Genomic DNA, 20,440 nt, shown 5'->3' on the forward strand with positions numbered 1-20,440 from the left:
TCCATGCGTAGTGCATCTGGTAAACCTTCAATATCAGATAGCGTTAAAATGCTAGGGTTTACTACTAAAATGTAAGCCATTGCCAAGAATGTTGTAAAGCCACCTAAAATTTCTCGGCGATAATTAGTTCCAAGTTTATCGAACTCGAAATACTTTTTCATAAGAAACTTTCCTCCGTGTTGTCGTCTTCAACATCTAAAGAACACTTAACCTTAAAAACAAAAAAGACACGCAAAGCATAAATGCCGCATGTCCACGATTTAAGGAAAATAAGTATATTACACTCCCATTACAGTAGTGTTGTAACAACTTATTTATAAATCGTAGTCGAATCATTTACGGTGATTCGGTAGAAACTCACGGGCCATATTCCCGACATTATACGACGACGTATTTAATTTACGTTAGTAATATATCATTTCAATTTTTAAATTACAAGCTATTTCCGAACGTTTTTTATATATTTTAGATCATAGTTCGTAAAAACATCCGTAAATTAGCCATTTTCTTCTATTGATGTGTATTTATTTGTTATTAATAAACTTGGCATAATCAAAGATTCAATCTAAAATTCTAGTATATTCATACAAAATAGGGGGACTTTAACTTGAATGAAATTAAGGTTGTTGTAAAGGGTGTTCTTATTAAAAATAATAGATTACTCATCGTGCAGCGTTCTCAAATTGAAACTGTCGGTGCCGGCACATGGGAGACTGTCGGTGGGAATCTTCATTTCGGCGAGTCATTTGAAACTGCACTAAAAAGGGAATTTTCAGAAGAAGTAGGACTGAATATTACTGTTAAAAATCAATTATTTTCAACAACATTCCATACGAGCAAAACACGCCAAATTGTACTACTCACTTTTTTATGTGATACAAAAGAAGAGCAAATTACGGTTTCCGATGAACACGAACAATATTTATGGGCGACAAAGGATGATCTGCTCACTTTATTGCCGCAAGAGATTATCGAAGACTTCTCCCAGCATAATGTATTAGATTTATTAAACTAATAAAATAATTTTATAAAAAGTTTATAGAAATGTTATATAACTCCTCTATAGTAAAGTTTGAACAAATAGAGGGGGGATTTTTTTGCACCAGCAACGAAAATGGGCAATGCATTTAATTCGCTTTGCAGCTGTTTCCGGTTTTATCGGTGTATTAATCGGATCAATTATGAGCGGTAACATGAACTTCGCTTTACGGCCAGTCCACGCACACATTGTATTAGTAGGTTGGTTATCAGTCTTTGCTTGGGGGATTTTCTATTATTCAGTACCTGTCCGTAAGCTAATCTTAGTTAAAATCCAAAGTATTTTAGGCATGATCGGAGCTTTTGGTTTATGTGTAGGAATGTGGTTACATTATTTAAACCCGCTGGACACAAATGAAACATTGAACATGGTGTTCTTCATCGTAGGCGGTACTCTTTTACTAATCGCATTTTTCCTATTTATAATTGTGACATTTTTTGTCGAAAAGAAAGAAAATTAATTATATCTAGCTCTATTAATTAAGTGCATTTTCCTTTAATATGTTAAAATAATAAAAGTAACATCGAGAATGTTAAAGGAGGTTTTTAAATGCCCTATTGGTTACATAACACATTATTTGTACTTTTAATAATCGTTACTTTTGGATGTGTTACTAGTGGAATTGAGTGGAAATCTCGCGAAAAAGCCACAGTTGAAGAATAATTTAAGCTTAAACGACTTACTATAATGTAACTAACATACAAAAAAGGAAGCCTACGCTAAATAGGCTTCCTTTTTTATGGTTATCTTATAATCCGCGGTTAGTACGTTTTAACGGATCATCTTCCAAATGGTCCACATCATTTAAATGATTCGTAGTATTAGTCGTATCTTTAACATCCGCTTCTTCACGACGAACCGTATCTGATACAGTTTCCGTATCTGTTACTTTTCGTTTGCCGACAACAATTTCTTCTGTCACGACATCTTTTTTCGTAACCTCTACCTGTTCTTCAGTTACAGGGATATGGATTTTCCCCTGCTCTTCATAAGCATGAGTGATTCCGTCACGCAGCTGACCATTTGCATTAAGTGTTGTGTCCTCATTAACAGGACGTCTTTCCACATAAACTTCTTCATGTTCTACCGGCACCTCAATCGTTTGCTGCTCTTCGACTACATGTTTATCGACCTGCACCTCACCCGTTTGCACGCGTTTTTTATCTACTTGCAAGCGTTCTTCATGAAGCGCTAAACGTTCTTCATCCGTTTTCTCATAATCACGCTCATAATGATCATTCAAGCCATAATTTTTAGTACCTTCATCAAAATAAGTACCATAATCTTTATCTACATACAATAAGTATTTCCCAGCCTGTAATTCATCATAGTAACGGTTTCGTTCTTCCTCAGAGATACCCATTTGCGTAAAGTGCTGATCGCGTACTAAGTCTTCACCCATCATGAATGCTTTAAAGCGATCCCACCAAGAACCTTCTTTGTAATCAGTGCCATAGCCATCCGTGTTAGTGCTGTAACCTTTTGAGTTTCGGTACATCGATAGTTGATCATTGCGATTAGATACAATATACATATCCTCTTCACCATAACCTTGTGCACGAAGGCGATCCATTTCTGCCTGTAATTCTGCTTCATTATCATAAATACCATATAATTTGTTATCACGTGTTTCCATGTTTCATTCCTCCAGTTTCATTAATTTAATTTTGTATACCTACTGTCTATACTTGTTTGGCATACTATACAATACCTTTCCTCCTAAATAATAAACGTGAGGATAGTAAATTTAACATTCTGTAATAAAAATGAAAGAAAAAGATACACTGCTATGACAATAATTTATTATTAATAAGGGTAAGGCGAAATCAGAGCACAAAAAAACATAGAAAGATGTTACTCTTCCTATGTTGCCATTCAACCTATTCATCGTTTTGCTTTTGTTTCTTTTCCAAATACTGTGCACGCAATTTTTCAAGTTGCTGCTTTTTATCGAATTGGGCAGGCTTGTTTTTTTCATGATACTTCGCAACAGCTGCCTTACCTTTACTATCCAATTGATATTTCCCCATTTTGTTCACCTACTTCTTTTCGCTTTTTCCACCAATGTTCGTACTCTTCAACTGTCAATGGCTTTGAATAATAGTAGCCTTGGACGATCGGCACTTTCTCCAAGCCCATAATAAACTGAACTTGCTCCTTCGTTTCGACACCTTCTACCAGAACATTTAAATCAAGTGAATAGCACAAGTGAATAATCGATTTTAGGATTGAGGCATCTTTTGCGGAATTGGGCACACCATCTATAAATGATTTATCAATCTTAATAGTGGATATCGGTATTTCTTTCAAATAAGATAGAGACGATAAACCTGTTCCAAAATCATCCAGTGCTACAGACAAGCCCTTTTCCCTGAAAGTTCTTACTGCTGATATAGCATTATGAATATCATGAATGACACTTGTTTCAGTAATTTCCAATTCAATTTTAGATGCTTGAATTTTATACTTAAGCAAACTCCTATTGATTACTTTATTTAAACGCGGTGATGTCAAATACATACCCGGAATATTAATCGATATTTGTGGCAGCTCTATCCCTATATTAGTCCATGCGGCTAATTTTTGGCAAACTCTCTCGATTAGCCAATCTGTCACATCTGAAATACGATTAGCATTTTCTAATATCGGTATAAATACCGCCGGAGATATTATTCCGTACACCGGATGCTTCCAACGCATAAGTGCCTCTATTCCTACTACACTATTTTGCTCCGGATGCACTTTCGGCTGATATACAATGAACAATTCATTTTCATCCATCGCCCGTTGAATATCAAGGCTTAATTGACGTTCAAAATTAAACGTATGAATTTTTGGATCGTACTTAATTATTCCATGCCTGGATTGTGTCGACGGAGCATGTAATACCGCAATTGCATTGGTAAAATGTTCATGAACCGCCTTTTTTTCATCTGACTGCGAAACAGCAAAAACTGCTTCTATCGAAACCATACGTTCATCGATATTTAACGGACGCTCTAACAAAAGACAAATACTCCGTAATCCATTGATTGTATTTTGCACACTTTCAGCAGGTGCATGTATCACCGTAAAGCGATTAGCTTCCGTGCGATACAATTTCGTCTCCTTTGGCAGACTGGTTTGCATTATTTCTATTACACTTTTCACAATTGCATCCCCAAAAGAATAGCCATAAGCTAATATATACTTCTCTACGTTGTTTAAATGAACAATGGCCACCATTTCCGTATTCTTTTTAATATGCTGGTCTTCTGTAAATTGATTATGGTTTGGCAATTGTGTCAACGCATCAAAATATTTCATACGGAAGTCAACATAGCTATCTAGGCGACTGGCTAAAATTGCAAGTCCAAACAAACTGCCAATCCCAATTGTCACAAACAACGCGACTTCAATCATATTGGAATCATGCGTATGTACACGGATCGGCCCCTCTACATAAAAACTCATCGCTAACATACCTGTATAGTGCATGCTTGTTACAGCGATAGCCATTAAAAAAGCGGCGACACTTTTCACCAAAACCTTTTCCATTTTAGTATCAGTAATCGAAAAGATGTACAAAGAGGCAAACGATGCCACAATTGCTATCAAGATCGATAAGCCAAACAGGACCGGATTATAAACAACCTTCGCATCCATTTCCATAGCAGCCATACCTATATAATGCATAAGTGCTATACCGCATCCCATAAAAAAACCAGCTGCGATAAAGATTTGAACCTTTTTATAGTCGCTATTGGTTAAATAAAATGCCATATACGATGCACCAATAGCAGGGATGACAGATATAATCGTCAGTACCAAATTATGCTTCATAGGTATGGATATGACGAACGCACTCATTCCAACATAGTGCATTGACCAAATTCCAAGCCCCATTGCCAGTGAAGCCAACACTAACCATATATTTTTATGAAAAAAACCCTTTCCATTGATGCGCCGATTAATATAAATCGCTGTATAGGATGCACCAAAAGCGATAATGAAAGACAATAGCATTACTAAGGGATCATATGTTCCTTCAATAATATGCATGCTTTCCAAGTCAGGTTTTGTAAACAAAGAAATTCGCTCCCCTTATCTGATTGGTAATTAATGTTCCAATTATTCATGTTGACCTCAATTGCTGCATCTTGATAAGAAGTGCATGTTGGCTTCATAAAGTTTAATACATCCAATTTAAATTGAACAGAATAAAAATAATTCTTTTTTTTAAAGATAATCTTTGCGAACAAATTCTTTTCTTTCACATCCGATACACACTAGCACAATTGAAGTATGTCTCCCTGTTCTTTCGCATTACCGAGACATAAAAACCCCTGGAGGTTAGATTTTTTCTAACTTCCAGGGGCATTATCATTAAAAGAATGTTTTTTTGTAAATGTAATAGGACTAGAATGATGAATGAGACATTAGACAACTAGTACTATTCCCACTCAATCGTTGCTGGTGGCTTAGAAGTAATGTCATACAGCACGCGGTTTACGTGCTTCACTTCGTTGACGATACGTACAGAAATCTTCTCTAGTACATCGTAAGGGATACGTGCCCAGTCAGATGTCATACCGTCGATTGATGTTACACCGCGGATACCGATTGCGTAGTCGTACGTACGGCCATCGCCCATTACACCTACTGAACGGATGTCAGGTAATACAGCGAAGTATTGCCAAATGTCGCGCTCCAGGCCGGCATTTTTAATCTCTTCGCGCAGGATGTAGTCTGCTTCTCGAACGATTTCCAGCTTTTCTTCTGTTACTTCACCAAGTACACGGATACCTAAACCAGGACCCGGGAAAGGCTGACGCCATACAACTTCTTCAGGTAGACCTAATTCAAGGCCTAAAGCGCGTACTTCGTCTTTGAATAGTGTATTTAATGGTTCGATTAATTCAAACTTCATATCTTCCGGTAAACCACCAACATTATGGTGTGATTTAATTGTTTGGGCAGTTGCTGTACCTGATTCAATAATATCTGTGTAAAGGGTACCTTGCGCTAAGAAGTCCATATCTTTTAGCTTTGATGACTCTTCATCAAATACGTAAATGAACTCATTACCTATAATTTTACGTTTTTGCTCTGGGTCAGAAACACCGGCAAGTTTATTCATGAAACGCTCACGAGCATCGATTTTGATCAGTTTCATATCGAAATCTTCTGTGAATGTTTTCATTACCTGTTCAACTTCACCTTTACGGTTTAAGTTGTGGTCCACGAACATACAAGTTAATTGGTCACCGATTGCTTTGTGGATTAACACTGCTACTACAGATGAATCAACTCCGCCTGATAATGCACAAAGTACTTGCTTATCTCCAACTTGCTCACGGATTTTCGCAATCTCGATTTCAATGAAGTTCGCCATCGACCAGTCGCCTTTTGCTTCACAAACATTGAATACGAAGTTTTTCAGTAAATCATTTCCGTATACAGAGTGGCGTACTTCCGGATGGAATTGTACTGCATAAAATTTACGAGAAGCATCAGCCATTGCCGCGATCGGGCATGCAGGGCTTGTCGCAATTACTTCAAAACCTTCTGGCACTGCTGTTACATGGTCACCGTGGCTCATCCATACAACTTGATTTTTTGGTAATTCCGCAAATAATTTATTATCTGAAGTAATGTTAATTTCAGCTTTCCCGTACTCACGAGTTGCTGCGCCTTCCACTTTACCGCCATGTGTTTGGGCCATTAACTGCATGCCATAGCAAATACCTAAAATCGGTAAACCTAATTCAAAAATCGCCGGATCTACATGGAATGCTGATTCATCATATACAGAGTTTGGACCACCTGAAAATACAATACCTACAGCATTCATTTCTTTAATTTCTTCAGCAGTAATCGTATGTGGATGTAATTCAGAGAATACACCGAATTCACGAATACGACGAGTGATTAATTGGTTGAACTGACTACCGAAATCAAGAACGACAATCTTTTCTTGTTCTTTTAACAAAGGAGTTGACACTATTTCCACCTCTTCTAATTTTTTGCGGCCTATATTAAGAAAAAAAACGCGTAAGAAAATAATTTCTACGCGTTCATATTTCATCTCTTCTTCAAGTGGGTAAACCTATCCCTTATAAGGATATAGTGGGACCCACCGTCATAGATAAGTTATTTAGGGTAACTTAGTAGAAACATCTGGACCATATTACCAGACTTATATGAAGGCACAATACTATTTATTTTTCTAAATTTTACTCTTTCGTCGAGTTAAAATCAACCACTCGTACGATTGATTAAATATTCCCAAATTTCTTTCATTTCAGTCGTGTTCATTTGGTCGGTCTGTTTTGCATAAATAAGTCGCTCATAAAATGCCGTCAACTCACTCATTTTAGTGGTATCCAGCTGTCGATCAACACGCATTGCAAACTGTTGCAATGTTTCGTCTTGTCCTCGTTTCAAATGAACCCGCTCCAACTGTTTTAATAACACAAAATATGCTTCTTCAAATGTTGCTGCTTTATCTAATTTCGATTTGTTCATTTGAACTGCAAGTTTTGGTTGCCATTTTCCGCGTTTTTTCCAAGCAACAATTAACCCAATCACAACAAGAGCCAGTAATCCGTACAGCACCCATTTAAATTTTGACCAGTCCATTCTACTTGTCCCATTAGTTGATTGCTTAGTTGTATCTTGTTCTTCCAACTCCGGCTTTGGTGCTTCCGGTTCTTCCATATCAGGTAGCTGCTCTTCTTCGGGAGCTTCGAAATCTACATCATAATTAATATTCATCGGATTACTAAAGCCAATTGTCGGCTCAAACGGCATCCATCCAATACCGTCAATATACGCTTCCACCCATGAATGGGCATCATTATTCGTCACTTGATACGTAACCATACCGTCTTGTGAATCGATTCGGTCTCCACTTGAAAAACCTTTTACCCAACGTGCCTGAATCCCTATCGAACGAAGCATGACGACCATCGAAGTAGAGAAGTTATCACAATATCCAAGCCTTGTTTCAAACAAAAACTGATCTACATAGTCTTGATCTGCTGATGGAACTTGTACATTTGTCGTTTCATATTGAAAGCCACTACGCGCAAAGTAACCTTCAATTGCACGAGCCTTGTCATATACACTGTCATACATGTCGGTAATTTCAAGAGCTAAATCAGTTACACGCTGCGGAAAATTATCCGGAAGCTGTAAATAGCGCGAATCATTTTCAGTTGAGGATAATGATTCTTTCAAAGCAACGTAACTATATTCCGGCTGTTGAAATGTCATCTCGTATGATGCAGGAGCTACAACATCGCTGTTTATAAGAGGCAGAATTTTTTCATTGCCTGTATTAAATCTCAATCCAGTTTGTGTACCGTCTAGATTATAAGAAGTAATGCCATATGCCTGCAATAAAAACAAGTATTCTTCATTTATAGCCTGCACTTCCACCGACTGAGGCTCTTCTCTTCCAGGCTTGATTGAAAGCGGGAGAGGATCTGCAAACTTAAGCGTTTGTTGCAATGACTCATCATCTGATTGCTCCCAACCTTTAGACGTATAAAAATCTTTCGTCTCAACACGCCAATATTGACGGATCGGTGTTTTTATTTCATAGACAATCGTATTATCCCCCGCAAACGGTCCACCCAGTCGCTCATCATTTTCCCCGTAACCAACTGTTGCAACCGATTGACTGGCATTACCCCCAATACCTGCAATATTTTTTACATATGGAACCGGGTCCGACCATTGAGGCTCTGCTTTCGGCATGACTGTTGCAACAATTCCTGCAATCATAACAAAAATGATAATTGGAGTCGCATATTTCAAGTAGTTCATCCAATCTTTTTGCATTTCCGCGGCCTGCATAAGTCGTTTTATAAACAGCAACGATGTAAGCACAAGACCTAGTAACATTACTTTAACAATCGCCGCTGTGCCATCGTATTCTGTAAAAGTATCGAGTGTCCCGATGAAAAATACTGTAAGCAGCAGGAAATAGTAAATGCTATAGCGCACACTTACCCAATGCTGAATTAAATAAATAAGCATCCAGATCAATATAAAAAACAAACTTGTCCGAAATGGATCACTCACATAAATCCACTCACCTGCAAGCAATATATCCAAATTGTATTTCAGTTCTTCCGATAAAAATTGCGTCGTCGTCAATGCTTCATCTTTATACACACTGACAACAAACCATGTAATGTATGCTAACTTAATAAACCAATTAACAATAAACGGCAGCGAAAAAATCCCCAGTACTAAACATATCCCTATGAATAATACAAACTGCGTAAAGTAGCCTGTGTTCGTTAACTCCATTACCGGTATTAACCATTCTCGTAAAATCAGAAAAACAATAAAATAAAAAATAGCGAGTTCTATTTTTTCGGCTGTGCTGTGTCTCATGCGTGCTTCACCTCCGAATACGTTCGCTGTAACTCGTCCATACCGACATAATGCACTTCATTATTTTGGCTTATATGCTGCACCGGATCTTTTTGGTCACTTACGACAAAACATATAATTTTGCGAGCATATTTCGTTCCGGCATTTAATACTTCCTGCAGTTCAGGAGTCATTTCACCAGTAATGATAACAACAACAGAGCGGCTCATCATTTTCTGTTCTTCAAACAATAAACGTTCTACACCAAACTGCGCATCCGGTACGACCGTTGCTAAATGCTGCAGGACCGTTTCATACTGTTTACCTGTTTTAATCACCGGCGTAAAATAACGGTCGACCCCGACACTTAAAAATGAAACATCGCCCTGTTTTTTTACAATTTTATTAATATAGGATGCCGTGTAATCGACAACATCATCAAAGTTCTTCTGCACTGCGCGATCAATTAGCACAAATGTATTTTGTGATTTTTGATCTTCAAATTCCTTTGTACGCAGTTCCCCATTTTTTGCAAAGGATTTCCAGTGAATCCAAGAAAAGCGGTCACCCGGTACATATTCGCGGACACCAGTCGCAACCGTCGTATCCTTAATTAAAGAATAGCGCGATTGACTTGTACCTTGGTCATATTGCATTCCAATCGGCAATAATTTGACATCGGATACTTTTGGATATACTAAAAACAGCTGCGGGTGATTCATTACAACATTCCGTATTGTCCATCCAAAAAAGTCCGTACATGTAAACAGCAATCCTCTAAAATGATGCTCTCCTCGTTTTAACTCCTTCAATTCATAAGTCCACTTAAACTCGCGCTTCCACCCAACCAAAAATAGTTTCGTTACATTTCCGTTCGGTTTTTCAAAATGTTCCTCCCTCATAGGTAATTCTCGGACCATCATAAAAACAAACGGAAACCAGCTCGTATTGCGGAATGTTACGGTAACTTGAACATTGCCCCCACGTTCAACTCGTTCTTTCGATAAAGTACGGGATATTTCTTTAAAACGAATCGGAATAATTGCCAGTAAAATCGAATAGACCAAAAACGGTAAAATCGTGAAGAAAACAAACCAGCTAACAAAGCCCCCTTGGAACATTGCATAGCAATACGTAATTATAAGCAACGAAACAACGGTAATTAAACGCCCGCCATGCTTTAGAAACTGCTTGATTCCCTTCATTACGGCACGTACCTTTTTACTGGAACATGGACATAACGAAGAACACTTTCAATCACTTGTTCTTCCGTAATTCCTTCATAGCGTGTTTCTGGTTTTAAAATAATTCGGTGGCCGAAAACGAATTTCGCTAAATATTGAACATCATCCGGAATAACGTAATCTCTCCCTTTCATAAAGGCATAGCTTTGCGCAGCACGCATTAATGCGATGGAAGCACGAGGACTTACACCTAAATACACATTTTCATGATGACGTGTATGTTGTGCGATGGACACAATATACTCTTTAATATTATTTTCTACATGTACTTGTTTTGCTTGTTCTCTTAAATCGTTCAACTGCTCGATTGTTAATACCGGGAAAAGATCATCTATCGGAACCGATTTTTCGGCACGATTCAGCACTTCAATTTCCTCTTCTTTCGTAGGATAGCCCATCTTTATTTTCAGTAAAAAGCGGTCTAGTTGCGCTTCCGGAAGCGGATATGTCCCCTCATATTCAATCGGGTTTTGTGTTGCCATTACAAAAAAAGGCTTTGGCAGCTGAATCGTTTCACCGTCCACCGTAATTGACCCCTCTTCCATACTTTCCAACAGAGCGGCCTGTGTTTTTGGTGATGTACGGTTAATTTCATCCGCTAACACAATATTGCCGACAATCGGCCCCGGACGGAACTCAAACTGTAATGTTTTCGGATTATATATAGAAACGCCAATTACATCAGATGGCAGTAAATCCGGTGTAAATTGAATACGTTTAAAGCTTGCACCCAGTGACTTTGAAAGCGCACGTACCATCATTGTTTTCCCAACGCCCGGCACGTCTTCCAGTAATACATGCCCTCCTGCTAATAACGAAACAATACTTAGCTCGGCAATCTCTCTTTTTCCTATCATTACTTTTTCGATATTTTTAATTATTCCCTCGATCTGCTCATTCATGAATAGTCCCCCCACCTGAAATCGTTGCATCTTCGGCATATAGTTTAAGCATAACGAAAACAAAATGCGAGCACAACTAGTTTACCCGGAAATTGGAAAATCACCTTACTTTTCCAGAGAGAAGTAAGGTGATTTATCAGATTTTATCGAATACTATTGTTTCCAGAAATCATCGAAAACTGTAATCGGCATATTGCGTTTATGCATGGAGCGCAAGTAATGTCCTTCAAGCTTTTCACGAGCCTGCTCCGGAATTTCCTTACCTTCCAAATAATCATCAATTTGTTCGTACGTTACACCAAGCGCCGCTTCATCCGGCAATGCAGGGCGGTTTTCCTCTAAATCTGCCGTCGGGACTTTTTCATATAAATGTACTGGACAGTTTAAATGCTTTAAAATCGCACGACCTTGGCGTTTATTTAAACGGAAAATCGGCATTAAATCTGCACCACCGTCGCCATACTTTGTATAAAAGCCTGTTACTGCTTCTGCAGCATGATCTGTACCAAGTACGACACCATCATTCGATGCTGCAATCGAATATTGTACTTTCATTCGTTCACGCGCTTTTTCATTTCCTTTGGCGAAATCACTCAACGTAATTCCAGCTTCCAAAAGTGCATTTACACTTGCATCTACAGCATTTTTGATATTAACCGTATACACTTTTGTCGGCTGAATGAAATCGAGTGCATCTTGGCAATCCTTTTCATCAAATTGTTTGCCATAAGGTAATCTTACCGCCCAAAACGAGTAAGAGGATGCTCCCGCTTCTTCGTTCAGCTCATCGATAGCCATTTGTGCAAGCTTACCCGTTAACGTAGAGTCTTGCCCACCGCTAATTCCAAGCACAAATCCTTTTAAGAAAGGATGATATTTTGCATATTCCTTTAAAAAATCAATGGACTTACGGATTTCCTGTTCTACATCGATTGTCGGCTGTACTTTTAACTCTTCAATAATTTGTTGTTGCAACATAGCCAATGTCTTCACTCCTTATCGTTCTTCGAGTTCTGTTACCATATCGCGCACTTCCTGGATATTTCGCATTTTATTATCCCAGCATTTTTGGCTTAAATCGACCGGATATTCCTCAGGATTTAACGAACGTTTATACTCATCCCAAAGTAAATCCAAGTTATTGGACGCATATTGACGGATCTCCATTAAGGTTGGATTTTCATAAACAATCTCACCCTTGTCAATCACTTTCCGATGCAATTCCTTCGCTTCAAAGTTTGTTACGAATTTCGAGACAAATGTATGCACCGGATGGAACATTTTAATTCGTTCTTCAGCAGCAGGATTTTCATCAGCCATTGCGATATAGTCCCCTTCTGATTTCCCGCTTTTCTTATTAATAATCCGGTAAACTCTTTTTAAACCAGGTGTCGTTACTTTTTCAGCATTGGCTGAAATTTTGATCGTATCTTCCATTTCACCATGATCATTTTCAATGGAAACCATTTTATAGACAGCACCTAAAGCAGGCTGGTCATATGCAGTGATGAGTTTTGTACCAATTCCCCACATATCCACTCGGGCACCCTGCGCTTTTAGGTTTAAAATTGTATATTCATCCAAGTCATTTGAAACGATAATTTTTGCATCCGGGAACCCTGCTTCATCAAGCATTCGGCGTGACTCTTTTGAAAGGAAGGCAATATCCCCGCTATCTAAACGAATTCCGATAAAGTTTATTTTATCGCCAAGTTCTTTAGCTACCTGAATTGCTGTCGGGACACCTGACTTTAATGTATTGTACGTATCCACCAAAAACACACAGTCTTTATGACGCTTCGCATAAGAATGGAATGCATCATAATCGTTTTTATACGCTTGAACCAATGCATGTGCATGTGTACCTGATACAGGAATATTAAACAACTTTCCAGCCCGAACATTGGATGTCGATTCAAAACCGCCGATCACTGCTGCACGTGCTCCCCAAACAGCTGCATCCATCTCTTGCGCACGACGTGTACCGAATTCCATCGCAATTTCCTTTTGGACAACTTGCTTGATACGGCTTGCTTTTGTCGCAATCAGCGTTTGGTAGTTTACAATGTTCAATAGAGCTGTTTCAATCAGCTGGGCTTCCACTAGCGGTGCTTCGATTCGTACAATTGGTTCATTCGCAAAAACAAGTTCCCCTTCTTCCATCGAATACATAGAACCCGTAAAACGAATTGTTTTTAAGTATTCAATAAAATCCTCTTTATAATGGAGTTCATCACGTAAATAAGCGATATCTGTTTCACTGAAACGAAAGTCTTTTAAATAATTCAGCATGCGCTCCAAACCCGCAAAAATTGCATAGCCATTCCCAAAAGGTAATTGTCTGAAATACAACTCAAATACAGCTTTACGGTTATGCATCCCGTCTGCCCAATAGCTTTCTGCCATATTGATTTGATATAAATCGGTATGCAAAGCAAAACTGTCATCTACATACTTTTCGTTCATCGTAAGTTCCCTTCTTCCAAAACATAATTTAGTCATAGTATACACCATCTTGAATTAATTCGAAGTATGAAGATTCTTTCTTCCATGTTATCTACTTTTACATGGCAGTTAATTTTGTTGTGCTGGTTATATAGTTTTCCCCAATTGACTAAATAAAAAACGTTTCGGAATTTTGTCGGGCAGCCTACTATTGGATTTCACCTGCTTAAAAGCCCTATTCCCCCTTCCTTTTTTTGACATCATCTCACAATGCGATAAAACCAATCGAAAATACATGTTAATTTTCCTAACATTAGTTATTGATTTATCTTAAAATCCAATTTATCATGTTAGGTAACATAACACAAGGAGTTGTTGAGCATGAAAAAGATTGAAGCGATTATTCGACCTGAGGTGTTTCCACAAGTTCGAGAAGGGTTGGCTCTTGAAGGAATTGATGGTTTAAGTATTTCTGAGATTGCTGGAGCTGGGCGACAGGAAGGTAAAATCGGATTGTTTCGCGGAAATTCTTTCTCAATGGAATTTTCGCAAAAGCTCAAACTCGAAATGGTTGTTGACAATGCCAAAGTTCAACCGATTATTGATGTATTATTGCGCGAAGCTTCTACAGGGGAAGTTGGTGACGGTAAGATTTTTATATACCCTGTAGAACAGGCGATACGTATCCGCACTAAAGAACTTGGTTCTATTGCAATTGACTAAAAATGTTCCTAAAAGGAGGAGTTTTTAATGACGAATGAAGCATTGGAATTATCGATTAACCTAGTTTGGGTAATGCTCGGGGCGTTTTTCGTATTCTTCATGCATGCGGGATTCGCGATGGTAGAGGCAGGGTTTACACGCTCAAAAAATGCAGTCAATATTTTAATGAAAAACATTTTAACGATTTCAATCGGAGGCCTTGTCTACTTTGCAGTCGGATATGCCATTATGTTCGGTGAAAGTTCAGGCGGATTGATTGGTTCTTCCGGTTTTGCTTTAAACGGTGTAGATGATATCGCATTTTTCGTTTTCCAGGCAATGTTTGCTGCGACATGTGCAACAATCATCTCAGGTGCTGTTGCTGAACGTACAAATATTACGGCGTATATCGCATTGGTCGTTATCATGACAGCTATTATTTATCCTGTTGTCGGCCATTGGGTATGGCAAGGTGATGGATGGTTAACTTCTTTAGGCTTCGTCGATTTTGCCGGATCAACAGTAGTACATTTAACCGGCGCTGTTGGTGCTCTAGTAGTCGCAGCAATCGTTGGTCCTCGTATCGGGAAATATGCTAAAGGTGTCGTAAACGTTATTCCAGGTCACTCCATTCCGCTTGGCGCATTAGGTGTTTTCATCCTTTGGTTAGGTTGGTACGGCTTTAATGGTGCATCAACATTGGCAGCAGATCCGGCATTAGTTCCAGGCGTTATTGCAAATACTTTCTTATCCGCATCTGCCGGTGTAATTGCTACCGCCCTTTATACACGACTTCGTTATGGCTTTATCGATGGTTCTTTAACATTAAACGGTGCCCTAGCCGGTTTAGTAAGTATTACCGCCGGCGCTGCTAACTTAAGCATCGTCGGATCTATTATCGCAGGTGCTGTAGGTGGTGCTGTGTTAGTAGAAGCCGTCCGCTTTATTGAACACAAACTAAAAGTGGATGATCCGGTTGGTGCTGTTGCTGTACATGGTGTTGCTGGTATTTGGGGTACATTAGCAGTCGGATTATTCGATACTGCTGGCGGTGGTCTATTTTACGGCGGCGGTGCTGAATTACTAGGCGTGCAGGCATTAGGTGTAGTCGCAGTAATCGCATGGACTGCAAGTACTGTTGCCATTGCAACGTACATTATTAAAGCATTTATTCCTCTACGTGTTACACACGAAGAAGAAGTCCAAGGTTTGGATATTTCCGAACATGGCGCATACGCTTATGAAATGCAGGAAACTTTTAAAGGTCTTTCAAAAACAAATGACAGTTTTGCCCAACGTCTAACGAACCTAGGAAAAGTATCATCTACTTCCAATGTACAGGATAGCGGGACTAAAACTAAAGCTAAAACTGGGTTCCCGAATTCTTTAAGCTCAACTAAGAGCTAAAAGCGAAATGTGTGCCCCTTTCCCCCACACATTTTCGAACCATTCTTTCAATAGATTATCAGCTGAACAAGGAGCTGTTCTGAAAGTTTTTTTCAGGCGGCTCCTTGTTATTTTGCTTTCTACACTTAATAGATATATAGAAATTGACAGTGAAGGAGCAACATATAATAGAACTAGCTATTTACTTTAACAATGTATCGTTTGAAGTGAATCAATCAAAAACTATTCATCCTAATTATTTTATAATCGCATGCAAAAAATCAAAAGGGGTATAGACTAAGACCACTTCGAGTAATTTACGAGAATAGCGCTATGGTATAATTTTAAGAAAATGACGAATTTTAAGGAGATGTTTTTTATGGCATTACGTGACTTTTTCATTTCATTATCTGAAAACCAAACTCTTAGCAATGCAGCAGGGCAATACGGTTTAAAATTAGGCGCACAAAGCGTTGTTGCAGGGACAACAATTGAAGAAGTAATCGAAAGCATTCGAAAATTAAACGAGCAAGGAATTTCTTGCACCGTCGATAATTTAGGCGAATATGTTACTGATGAATCAGAGGCAACACAAGCAAAAGAAGAAATTTTAGCTATGATCGAAGCCATTCAGGTTGAAGAATTGGATGCACATATTTCCTTGAAACCTTCACAGCTAGGGTTGGATATCGATATCGATTTCTGCTACGACAACTTGTATGAAATTGTAGAACGCGCCCATGAATATGGAATCTTCGTCAATTTTGATATGGAAGATTATAAGCGACTTCAGCCATCCTTCGATATACTGGAGGAACTTGCAAAGTCATTCGATAATGTCGGAACAGTTATTCAAGCATACTTCCACCGTGCAAAGGACGATATAGAAAACTTTAAGGATTACCGCCTTCGAGTTGTAAAGGGTGCCTATAAAGAATCGGAAGAAGTAGCGTACCAGGATAAGCTTGATATTGATATTAACTTTATTGAGCTGATTGAATACCATTTGGCACACGGACATTTTACATCGATTGCCACACATGACCACAATATTATTAAGCATGTGAAGTATTACGTCGAGCAATATGATATTCCGAAAGAAAAATTCGAATTTCAGATGCTTTACGGGTTCCGTAAAGACTTGCAGCTGGAACTTGCACGTGAAGGCTATCAAGTATGTGTGTATGTACCCTACGGTAAAGACTGGTACGGCTATTTCATGCGTCGCTTAGCTGAACGTCCACAAAATATTAGCCTAGTGACAAAACAAGTATTCAATAGAAAGACAAACATTTTACTGGCAGTAGCAGCTGGAGCATACCTCCTTGGACGATTAACGAAAAAGAAATAACTGCCTTGCCTCAATTTAAAAAGACCCCTCATTTTGTTCACAGACAAAGCGAGGGGTTATTTAGTAGTGAATTAATTTCATGCGCTTACAACAATCACATTTTCTTTTTATTCCAGCCTTTTTCTTTGAAGCGGGCGATTGCTTCGATTCGGTTGCCGACACCAAGCTTATCAAGTATGACGGAAATATAGTTTCGCACAGTACCTGCAGATAAATAGAGCTCTGCCGCAATTTCCTTTGTTGTCTTCCCTTCCGCAACAAGTTCCAGCACTTGGCTTTCTCGTTCCGTCAGCGGATTTTCACTGTCGTCTTCATAAACAAAATCCACTAGCTCCGGCGCGTAAATGCGACGTCCATCCATAATGATTCGTATGGAATTGACAAGCTCCTCAATTGGACTGTCTTTCAATAAATAGCCGCGCACTCCCGCTTTTCTTGCACGTTCAAAATAACCCGGTCGCGCAAACGTTGTTAAAATAATAATTTTGCATTCGCTTCCTCTTAACGCTTCGGCAGCATCTAACCCCGTTTTAATCGGCATTTCTATATCCATAATACAAATGTCCGGATTCAGTTCTGTCACCATCTCGATGGCTTCTTCCCCATTTTTGGCAAGCCCGACTACTTCCATATCCTCTTCCATACTAAGCAGTGACTTCATCGCCCCAAGCAGCATTCCTTGATCTTCTGCAATTACAATTCGAATCATTTCACGTTCTCTCCCTTTTGATGCGTGATCGCCAACGGTATTTTCAGCACGACCGTCGTCCCTTCATCGCTCTCTATTTCAAGTGAACCATTGATAAATTCAATACGCTCGTACATCCCTTTTAAACCGTTTCCACCAAGTAATGTATTGGAGCGTTCAAAGCCAATCCCATTATCCTGAATCGTCATCTTGAATTCATCTTCGCTTTGATAAAAGCTAATACGGCAAATCGTTGCTTCACTATGTTTGACGATATTTGTAACTGCTTCTTTCAAGCACATACTAATAACATTTTCCGCTAAAACCGGCATTTGAATTTCACTTTTATCTCCATTTAACCGCAGCTTAATCTGTGCTGCTTTTAAGATTTGTTCGACCCGGTAAAGCTCTTCTTCAACCCTCACAGCGCGCATATCAGCGACAAGCTCACGTACTTCTTTTAACGCGACACTTGCAGTTTGACGAATATCCCTTATTTCCAAAATGGCTTGTTCAGGATTTTTTTCCACTAGTCGTGCAGCTAAATCACTTTTTAAACCAATCATAGAAAGTTTTTGACCAAGTGTATCATGTAAATCACGGGCAATACGCTGACGTTCCTCAAACACAGTCAATTCAGAAATACGTTCCCGTGCTGTTTCCAGCTCACCTTCCAAGTTTTCCCGTCTCGTTCTTGAAAAGAGCGTAAACGGTAATAGCACAACACCTAGCATATTAATAATAATAAATGGTGTTTGCGATAAGAATAAGTCAAGGAAAATGAAATACCCCCCAACAATAGAAATAACGGTAAATCCTATATGTAAGCCATACATAATATAAAATCCAACCGGCTGTTTAATATTACCAATGAAAAATGCCGTAAACAATGCCAAATATACGTAACCAAAAACTAGTGTCATTACGATATTCAGTAACATTTGAAAGCTGATCCACATATATTTCAGCCCAGGCCTTGCACTGAAAGAGAAATAATGACATAAGAAATAACTCAAAATTAAAGTGATCCCTAAAATAATCTGCCATAATGCGAACGATTGTATAATGAAGAAAAATGGCATTATACAAAAGATTATCCATATATATATACTCAACATCGGACTTTTCGGGATGATACTATACCATGTTTGCATAATTGCCTCGATTCTCTTTTTACCTATATTCTATAATAAAACAGGTACCTCAAGCTATAAATTGAGGTACCTTATCTTTTGTATAAAGTTAGTTCGTAACAGTTCGGTCACGCGTTGCCTCAAGTTCTGCCGCTTCTTTAAATGTAATAAAGCGGTAATTTTCGGCATCGTATAATTTGTAGCGAATTGATTCTAAGCTTGTCTTTATTGTAATCGTCGTTGCCTGTTGAAGCGGCTTGATCGACTCATGTGCATCTTCCAGCTTATAGTTCGGTACACGCGGTGACAAATGGTGTACGTGGTGGAATCCGATATTTCCTGTAATCCATTGTAGTACTTTCGGTAATTTGTAGTATGAACTTCCTTCTACTGCAGCTTTTACATAATCCCACTCCGAATCAACTTCAAAGTATGAATCTTCGTAAGTATGCTGAATATAGAACAGCCAGATCCCTAATGAACCTGCAATAAACAATGTTAAACCATGTACTAATAAGAATGTTGACCAACCAAATATTAAAATAAGGGTTGTACAAATAACTAATAATGCGATGTTATTGAAATACGTGTTTAAGCGCTCTTTACGCTTTGCATCTTTACGATTAAAACGATTCAGTATAAGTACCATAAATAGTGGTCCTAAACCGAACAGGACAATCGGGTTACGATATAAACGATAACCTAAACGACCTAATTTTGACTTTTCAAGGTATTCATCAACTGTCAGCATATCGATATCGCCAATCCCGCGCTTATCCAAATTTGAACTTGTTGCGTGGTGAATCGTATGCTCACGTTTCCACTTTTCGTAAGGGAAAGATGTCACAATACCTGTAATATTACCGATAATGGCATTCGCCTTTTTGCTTTTGAAGAATGAACCGTGTGTACAGTCATGGAAAATAATAAATGCACGAATAACAAATCCTGAAGCAAGGATACTACATAACGCCGTATACCATGGAGAGTACTGCAGTAATACATAACCTGCTCCCCAAATTAATAAAAGTGGTACAAGCGTATTTAATATTTGTTGAATACTAAGTCGCGTTTCTGACTTTGCGAACGGTGCAACATCTTTTCTCAGCTGCTTTGTTTTATCTGCATGTGTGCTTACCATGTGTCGATCCCTCTTTCCACAAAAATTATTAACCTAATCATA

The 20,440-nt window shown here is 38.6% G+C and carries 18 protein-coding genes and 2 riboswitches (1 of these 20 only partly in view); of the genes, 5 read left to right on the forward strand and 13 right to left on the reverse strand.

Annotation, left to right across the window (positions count from 1 at the left end; genetic code table 11):
- Nucleotides 1-161 carry the 5' end (the start) of an NCS2 family permease gene (locus MHB58_RS18375; protein ID WP_014822570.1) on the reverse strand. Its footprint begins 1,174 nt before the window's first position, so the window shows 161 of its 1,335 coding nt (coding positions 1-161); the start codon lies at nt 159-161; its stop codon lies off the left edge, out of view.
- A 143-nt stretch (nt 162-304) separates the two neighbouring features.
- A riboswitch (purine riboswitch) is annotated at nt 305-406 on the reverse strand.
- A gap of 201 nt (nt 407-607) precedes the next feature.
- Between MHB58_RS18375 and MHB58_RS18380 the strand changes: the two genes are divergently transcribed.
- Nucleotides 608-1,015, forward strand: coding sequence for an NUDIX hydrolase (locus MHB58_RS18380; RefSeq protein WP_008408514.1), 408 nt, complete (start codon nt 608-610; stop codon nt 1,013-1,015).
- An 82-nt stretch (nt 1,016-1,097) separates the two neighbouring features.
- Nucleotides 1,098-1,499 (forward strand): hypothetical protein, encoded by a 402-nt coding sequence (locus MHB58_RS18385; protein WP_008408513.1) that lies wholly within the window; start codon nt 1,098-1,100, stop codon nt 1,497-1,499.
- 288 nt (nt 1,500-1,787) lie between these two features.
- Here the strand turns inward: MHB58_RS18385 and MHB58_RS18390 are convergent, their stop codons facing one another.
- The 9 genes from MHB58_RS18390 to MHB58_RS18430 all read right to left on the reverse strand — a co-directional run bounded on the left by MHB58_RS18390 (nt 1,788) and on the right by MHB58_RS18430 (nt 14,018).
- A complete protein-coding gene (locus tag MHB58_RS18390; RefSeq protein ID WP_340735799.1) occupies nt 1,788-2,675 on the reverse strand; it encodes a DUF2382 domain-containing protein in 888 nt (295 codons plus the stop codon).
- A 244-nt stretch (nt 2,676-2,919) separates the two neighbouring features.
- The gene (locus MHB58_RS18395) at nt 2,920-3,069 is read right to left on the reverse strand and encodes a hypothetical protein (RefSeq protein ID WP_008408510.1); all 150 of its coding nucleotides are present in this window, start codon (nt 3,067-3,069) and stop codon (nt 2,920-2,922) included.
- Nucleotides 3,047-5,107: a bifunctional diguanylate cyclase/phosphodiesterase gene (locus MHB58_RS18400; RefSeq protein WP_340735800.1), complete on the reverse strand. Its 2,061-nt coding sequence runs from the start codon at nt 5,105-5,107 to the stop codon at nt 3,047-3,049. Before MHB58_RS18400 ends, MHB58_RS18395 begins: the two co-directional genes overlap by 23 nt.
- A 364-nt stretch (nt 5,108-5,471) precedes the next feature.
- Nucleotides 5,472-7,025, reverse strand: a complete 1,554-nt coding sequence (gene guaA / locus MHB58_RS18405; protein ID WP_041865823.1) for a glutamine-hydrolyzing GMP synthase — start codon at nt 7,023-7,025, stop codon at nt 5,472-5,474.
- A gap of 118 nt (nt 7,026-7,143) precedes the next feature.
- Nucleotides 7,144-7,245: riboswitch (purine riboswitch) on the reverse strand.
- 31 nt (nt 7,246-7,276) lie between these two features.
- The gene (locus tag MHB58_RS18410) at nt 7,277-9,427 is read right to left on the reverse strand and encodes a DUF4129 domain-containing transglutaminase family protein (RefSeq protein WP_340735801.1); all 2,151 of its coding nucleotides are present in this window, start codon (nt 9,425-9,427) and stop codon (nt 7,277-7,279) included.
- On the reverse strand, nt 9,424-10,611 hold the full coding sequence (locus MHB58_RS18415) for a DUF58 domain-containing protein (protein WP_340735802.1): 1,188 nt from the start codon (nt 10,609-10,611) through the stop codon (nt 9,424-9,426). The genes MHB58_RS18410 and MHB58_RS18415 overlap by 4 nt, the downstream gene beginning before the upstream one ends.
- On the reverse strand, nt 10,611-11,552 hold the full coding sequence (locus tag MHB58_RS18420; protein ID WP_014822562.1) for an AAA family ATPase: 942 nt from the start codon (nt 11,550-11,552) through the stop codon (nt 10,611-10,613). Before MHB58_RS18420 ends, MHB58_RS18415 begins: the two co-directional genes overlap by 1 nt.
- 153 nt (nt 11,553-11,705) lie before the next feature.
- Nucleotides 11,706-12,530: an ammonia-dependent NAD(+) synthetase gene (gene nadE / locus MHB58_RS18425; protein ID WP_041865822.1), complete on the reverse strand. Its 825-nt coding sequence runs from the start codon at nt 12,528-12,530 to the stop codon at nt 11,706-11,708.
- Between the two features lie 18 nt (nt 12,531-12,548).
- Complete coding sequence (locus MHB58_RS18430) at nt 12,549-14,018, reverse strand: nicotinate phosphoribosyltransferase (protein ID WP_008408503.1); 1,470 nt, start codon at nt 14,016-14,018, stop codon at nt 12,549-12,551.
- A 360-nt stretch (nt 14,019-14,378) separates the two neighbouring features.
- Between MHB58_RS18430 and MHB58_RS18435 the strand changes: the two genes are divergently transcribed.
- From MHB58_RS18435 to MHB58_RS18445, 3 genes are all read left to right on the forward strand, one after another.
- Nucleotides 14,379-14,720 (forward strand): P-II family nitrogen regulator, encoded by a 342-nt coding sequence (locus MHB58_RS18435; RefSeq protein ID WP_008408502.1) that lies wholly within the window; start codon nt 14,379-14,381, stop codon nt 14,718-14,720.
- A 27-nt stretch (nt 14,721-14,747) separates the two neighbouring features.
- Nucleotides 14,748-16,106: an ammonium transporter gene (locus MHB58_RS18440; RefSeq protein WP_008408501.1), complete on the forward strand. Its 1,359-nt coding sequence runs from the start codon at nt 14,748-14,750 to the stop codon at nt 16,104-16,106.
- 358 nt (nt 16,107-16,464) lie between these two features.
- On the forward strand, nt 16,465-17,436 hold the full coding sequence (locus tag MHB58_RS18445) for a proline dehydrogenase family protein (RefSeq protein WP_340735803.1): 972 nt from the start codon (nt 16,465-16,467) through the stop codon (nt 17,434-17,436).
- A gap of 94 nt (nt 17,437-17,530) precedes the next feature.
- Here MHB58_RS18445 and MHB58_RS18450 read toward each other — a convergent pair whose 3' ends face one another.
- The 3 genes from MHB58_RS18450 to MHB58_RS18460 all read right to left on the reverse strand — a co-directional run bounded on the left by MHB58_RS18450 (nt 17,531) and on the right by MHB58_RS18460 (nt 20,398).
- The gene (locus MHB58_RS18450; RefSeq protein ID WP_065216319.1) at nt 17,531-18,145 is read right to left on the reverse strand and encodes a response regulator transcription factor; all 615 of its coding nucleotides are present in this window, start codon (nt 18,143-18,145) and stop codon (nt 17,531-17,533) included.
- Entirely contained in the window at nt 18,142-19,278 is a 1,137-nt protein-coding gene (locus MHB58_RS18455) for a sensor histidine kinase (protein WP_340735804.1), read from the reverse strand. The genes MHB58_RS18450 and MHB58_RS18455 overlap by 4 nt, the downstream gene beginning before the upstream one ends.
- A gap of 88 nt (nt 19,279-19,366) precedes the next feature.
- Entirely contained in the window at nt 19,367-20,398 is a 1,032-nt protein-coding gene (locus MHB58_RS18460; protein WP_008408497.1) for a fatty acid desaturase, read from the reverse strand.
- Nucleotides 20,399-20,440: the final 42 nt, after the last annotated feature.

The sequence above is a fragment of the Solibacillus sp. FSL K6-1554 genome (assembly GCF_038005185.1).
Lineage (GTDB): Bacteria > Bacillota > Bacilli > Bacillales_A > Planococcaceae > Solibacillus > Solibacillus silvestris.

Excerpts from the sequence above, each read along its gene's own strand:
- MHB58_RS18390 (WP_340735799.1), bottom strand. The coding sequence starts at position 2,675 with ATGGAAACACGTGATAACAAATTATATGGTATTTATGATAATGAAGCA.
- MHB58_RS18395 (WP_008408510.1), bottom strand. The coding sequence starts at position 3,069 with ATGGGGAAATATCAATTGGATAGTAAAGGTAAGGCAGCTGTTGCGAAG.
- MHB58_RS18410 (WP_340735801.1), bottom strand. The coding sequence starts at position 9,427 with ATGAGACACAGCACAGCCGAAAAAATAGAACTCGCTATTTTTTATTTT.
- MHB58_RS18415 (WP_340735802.1), bottom strand. The coding sequence starts at position 10,611 with ATGAAGGGAATCAAGCAGTTTCTAAAGCATGGCGGGCGTTTAATTACC.
- MHB58_RS18420 (WP_014822562.1), bottom strand. The coding sequence starts at position 11,552 with ATGAATGAGCAGATCGAGGGAATAATTAAAAATATCGAAAAAGTAATG.
- nadE (WP_041865822.1), bottom strand. The coding sequence starts at position 12,530 with ATGTTGCAACAACAAATTATTGAAGAGTTAAAAGTACAGCCGACAATC.
- MHB58_RS18430 (WP_008408503.1), bottom strand. The coding sequence starts at position 14,018 with ATGAACGAAAAGTATGTAGATGACAGTTTTGCTTTGCATACCGATTTA.
- MHB58_RS18435 (WP_008408502.1), top strand. The coding sequence starts at position 14,379 with ATGAAAAAGATTGAAGCGATTATTCGACCTGAGGTGTTTCCACAAGTT.
- MHB58_RS18440 (WP_008408501.1), top strand. The coding sequence starts at position 14,748 with ATGACGAATGAAGCATTGGAATTATCGATTAACCTAGTTTGGGTAATG.
- MHB58_RS18445 (WP_340735803.1), top strand. The coding sequence starts at position 16,465 with ATGGCATTACGTGACTTTTTCATTTCATTATCTGAAAACCAAACTCTT.
- MHB58_RS18450 (WP_065216319.1), bottom strand. The coding sequence starts at position 18,145 with ATGATTCGAATTGTAATTGCAGAAGATCAAGGAATGCTGCTTGGGGCG.
- MHB58_RS18455 (WP_340735804.1), bottom strand. The coding sequence starts at position 19,278 with ATGCAAACATGGTATAGTATCATCCCGAAAAGTCCGATGTTGAGTATA.
- MHB58_RS18460 (WP_008408497.1), bottom strand. The coding sequence starts at position 20,398 with ATGGTAAGCACACATGCAGATAAAACAAAGCAGCTGAGAAAAGATGTT.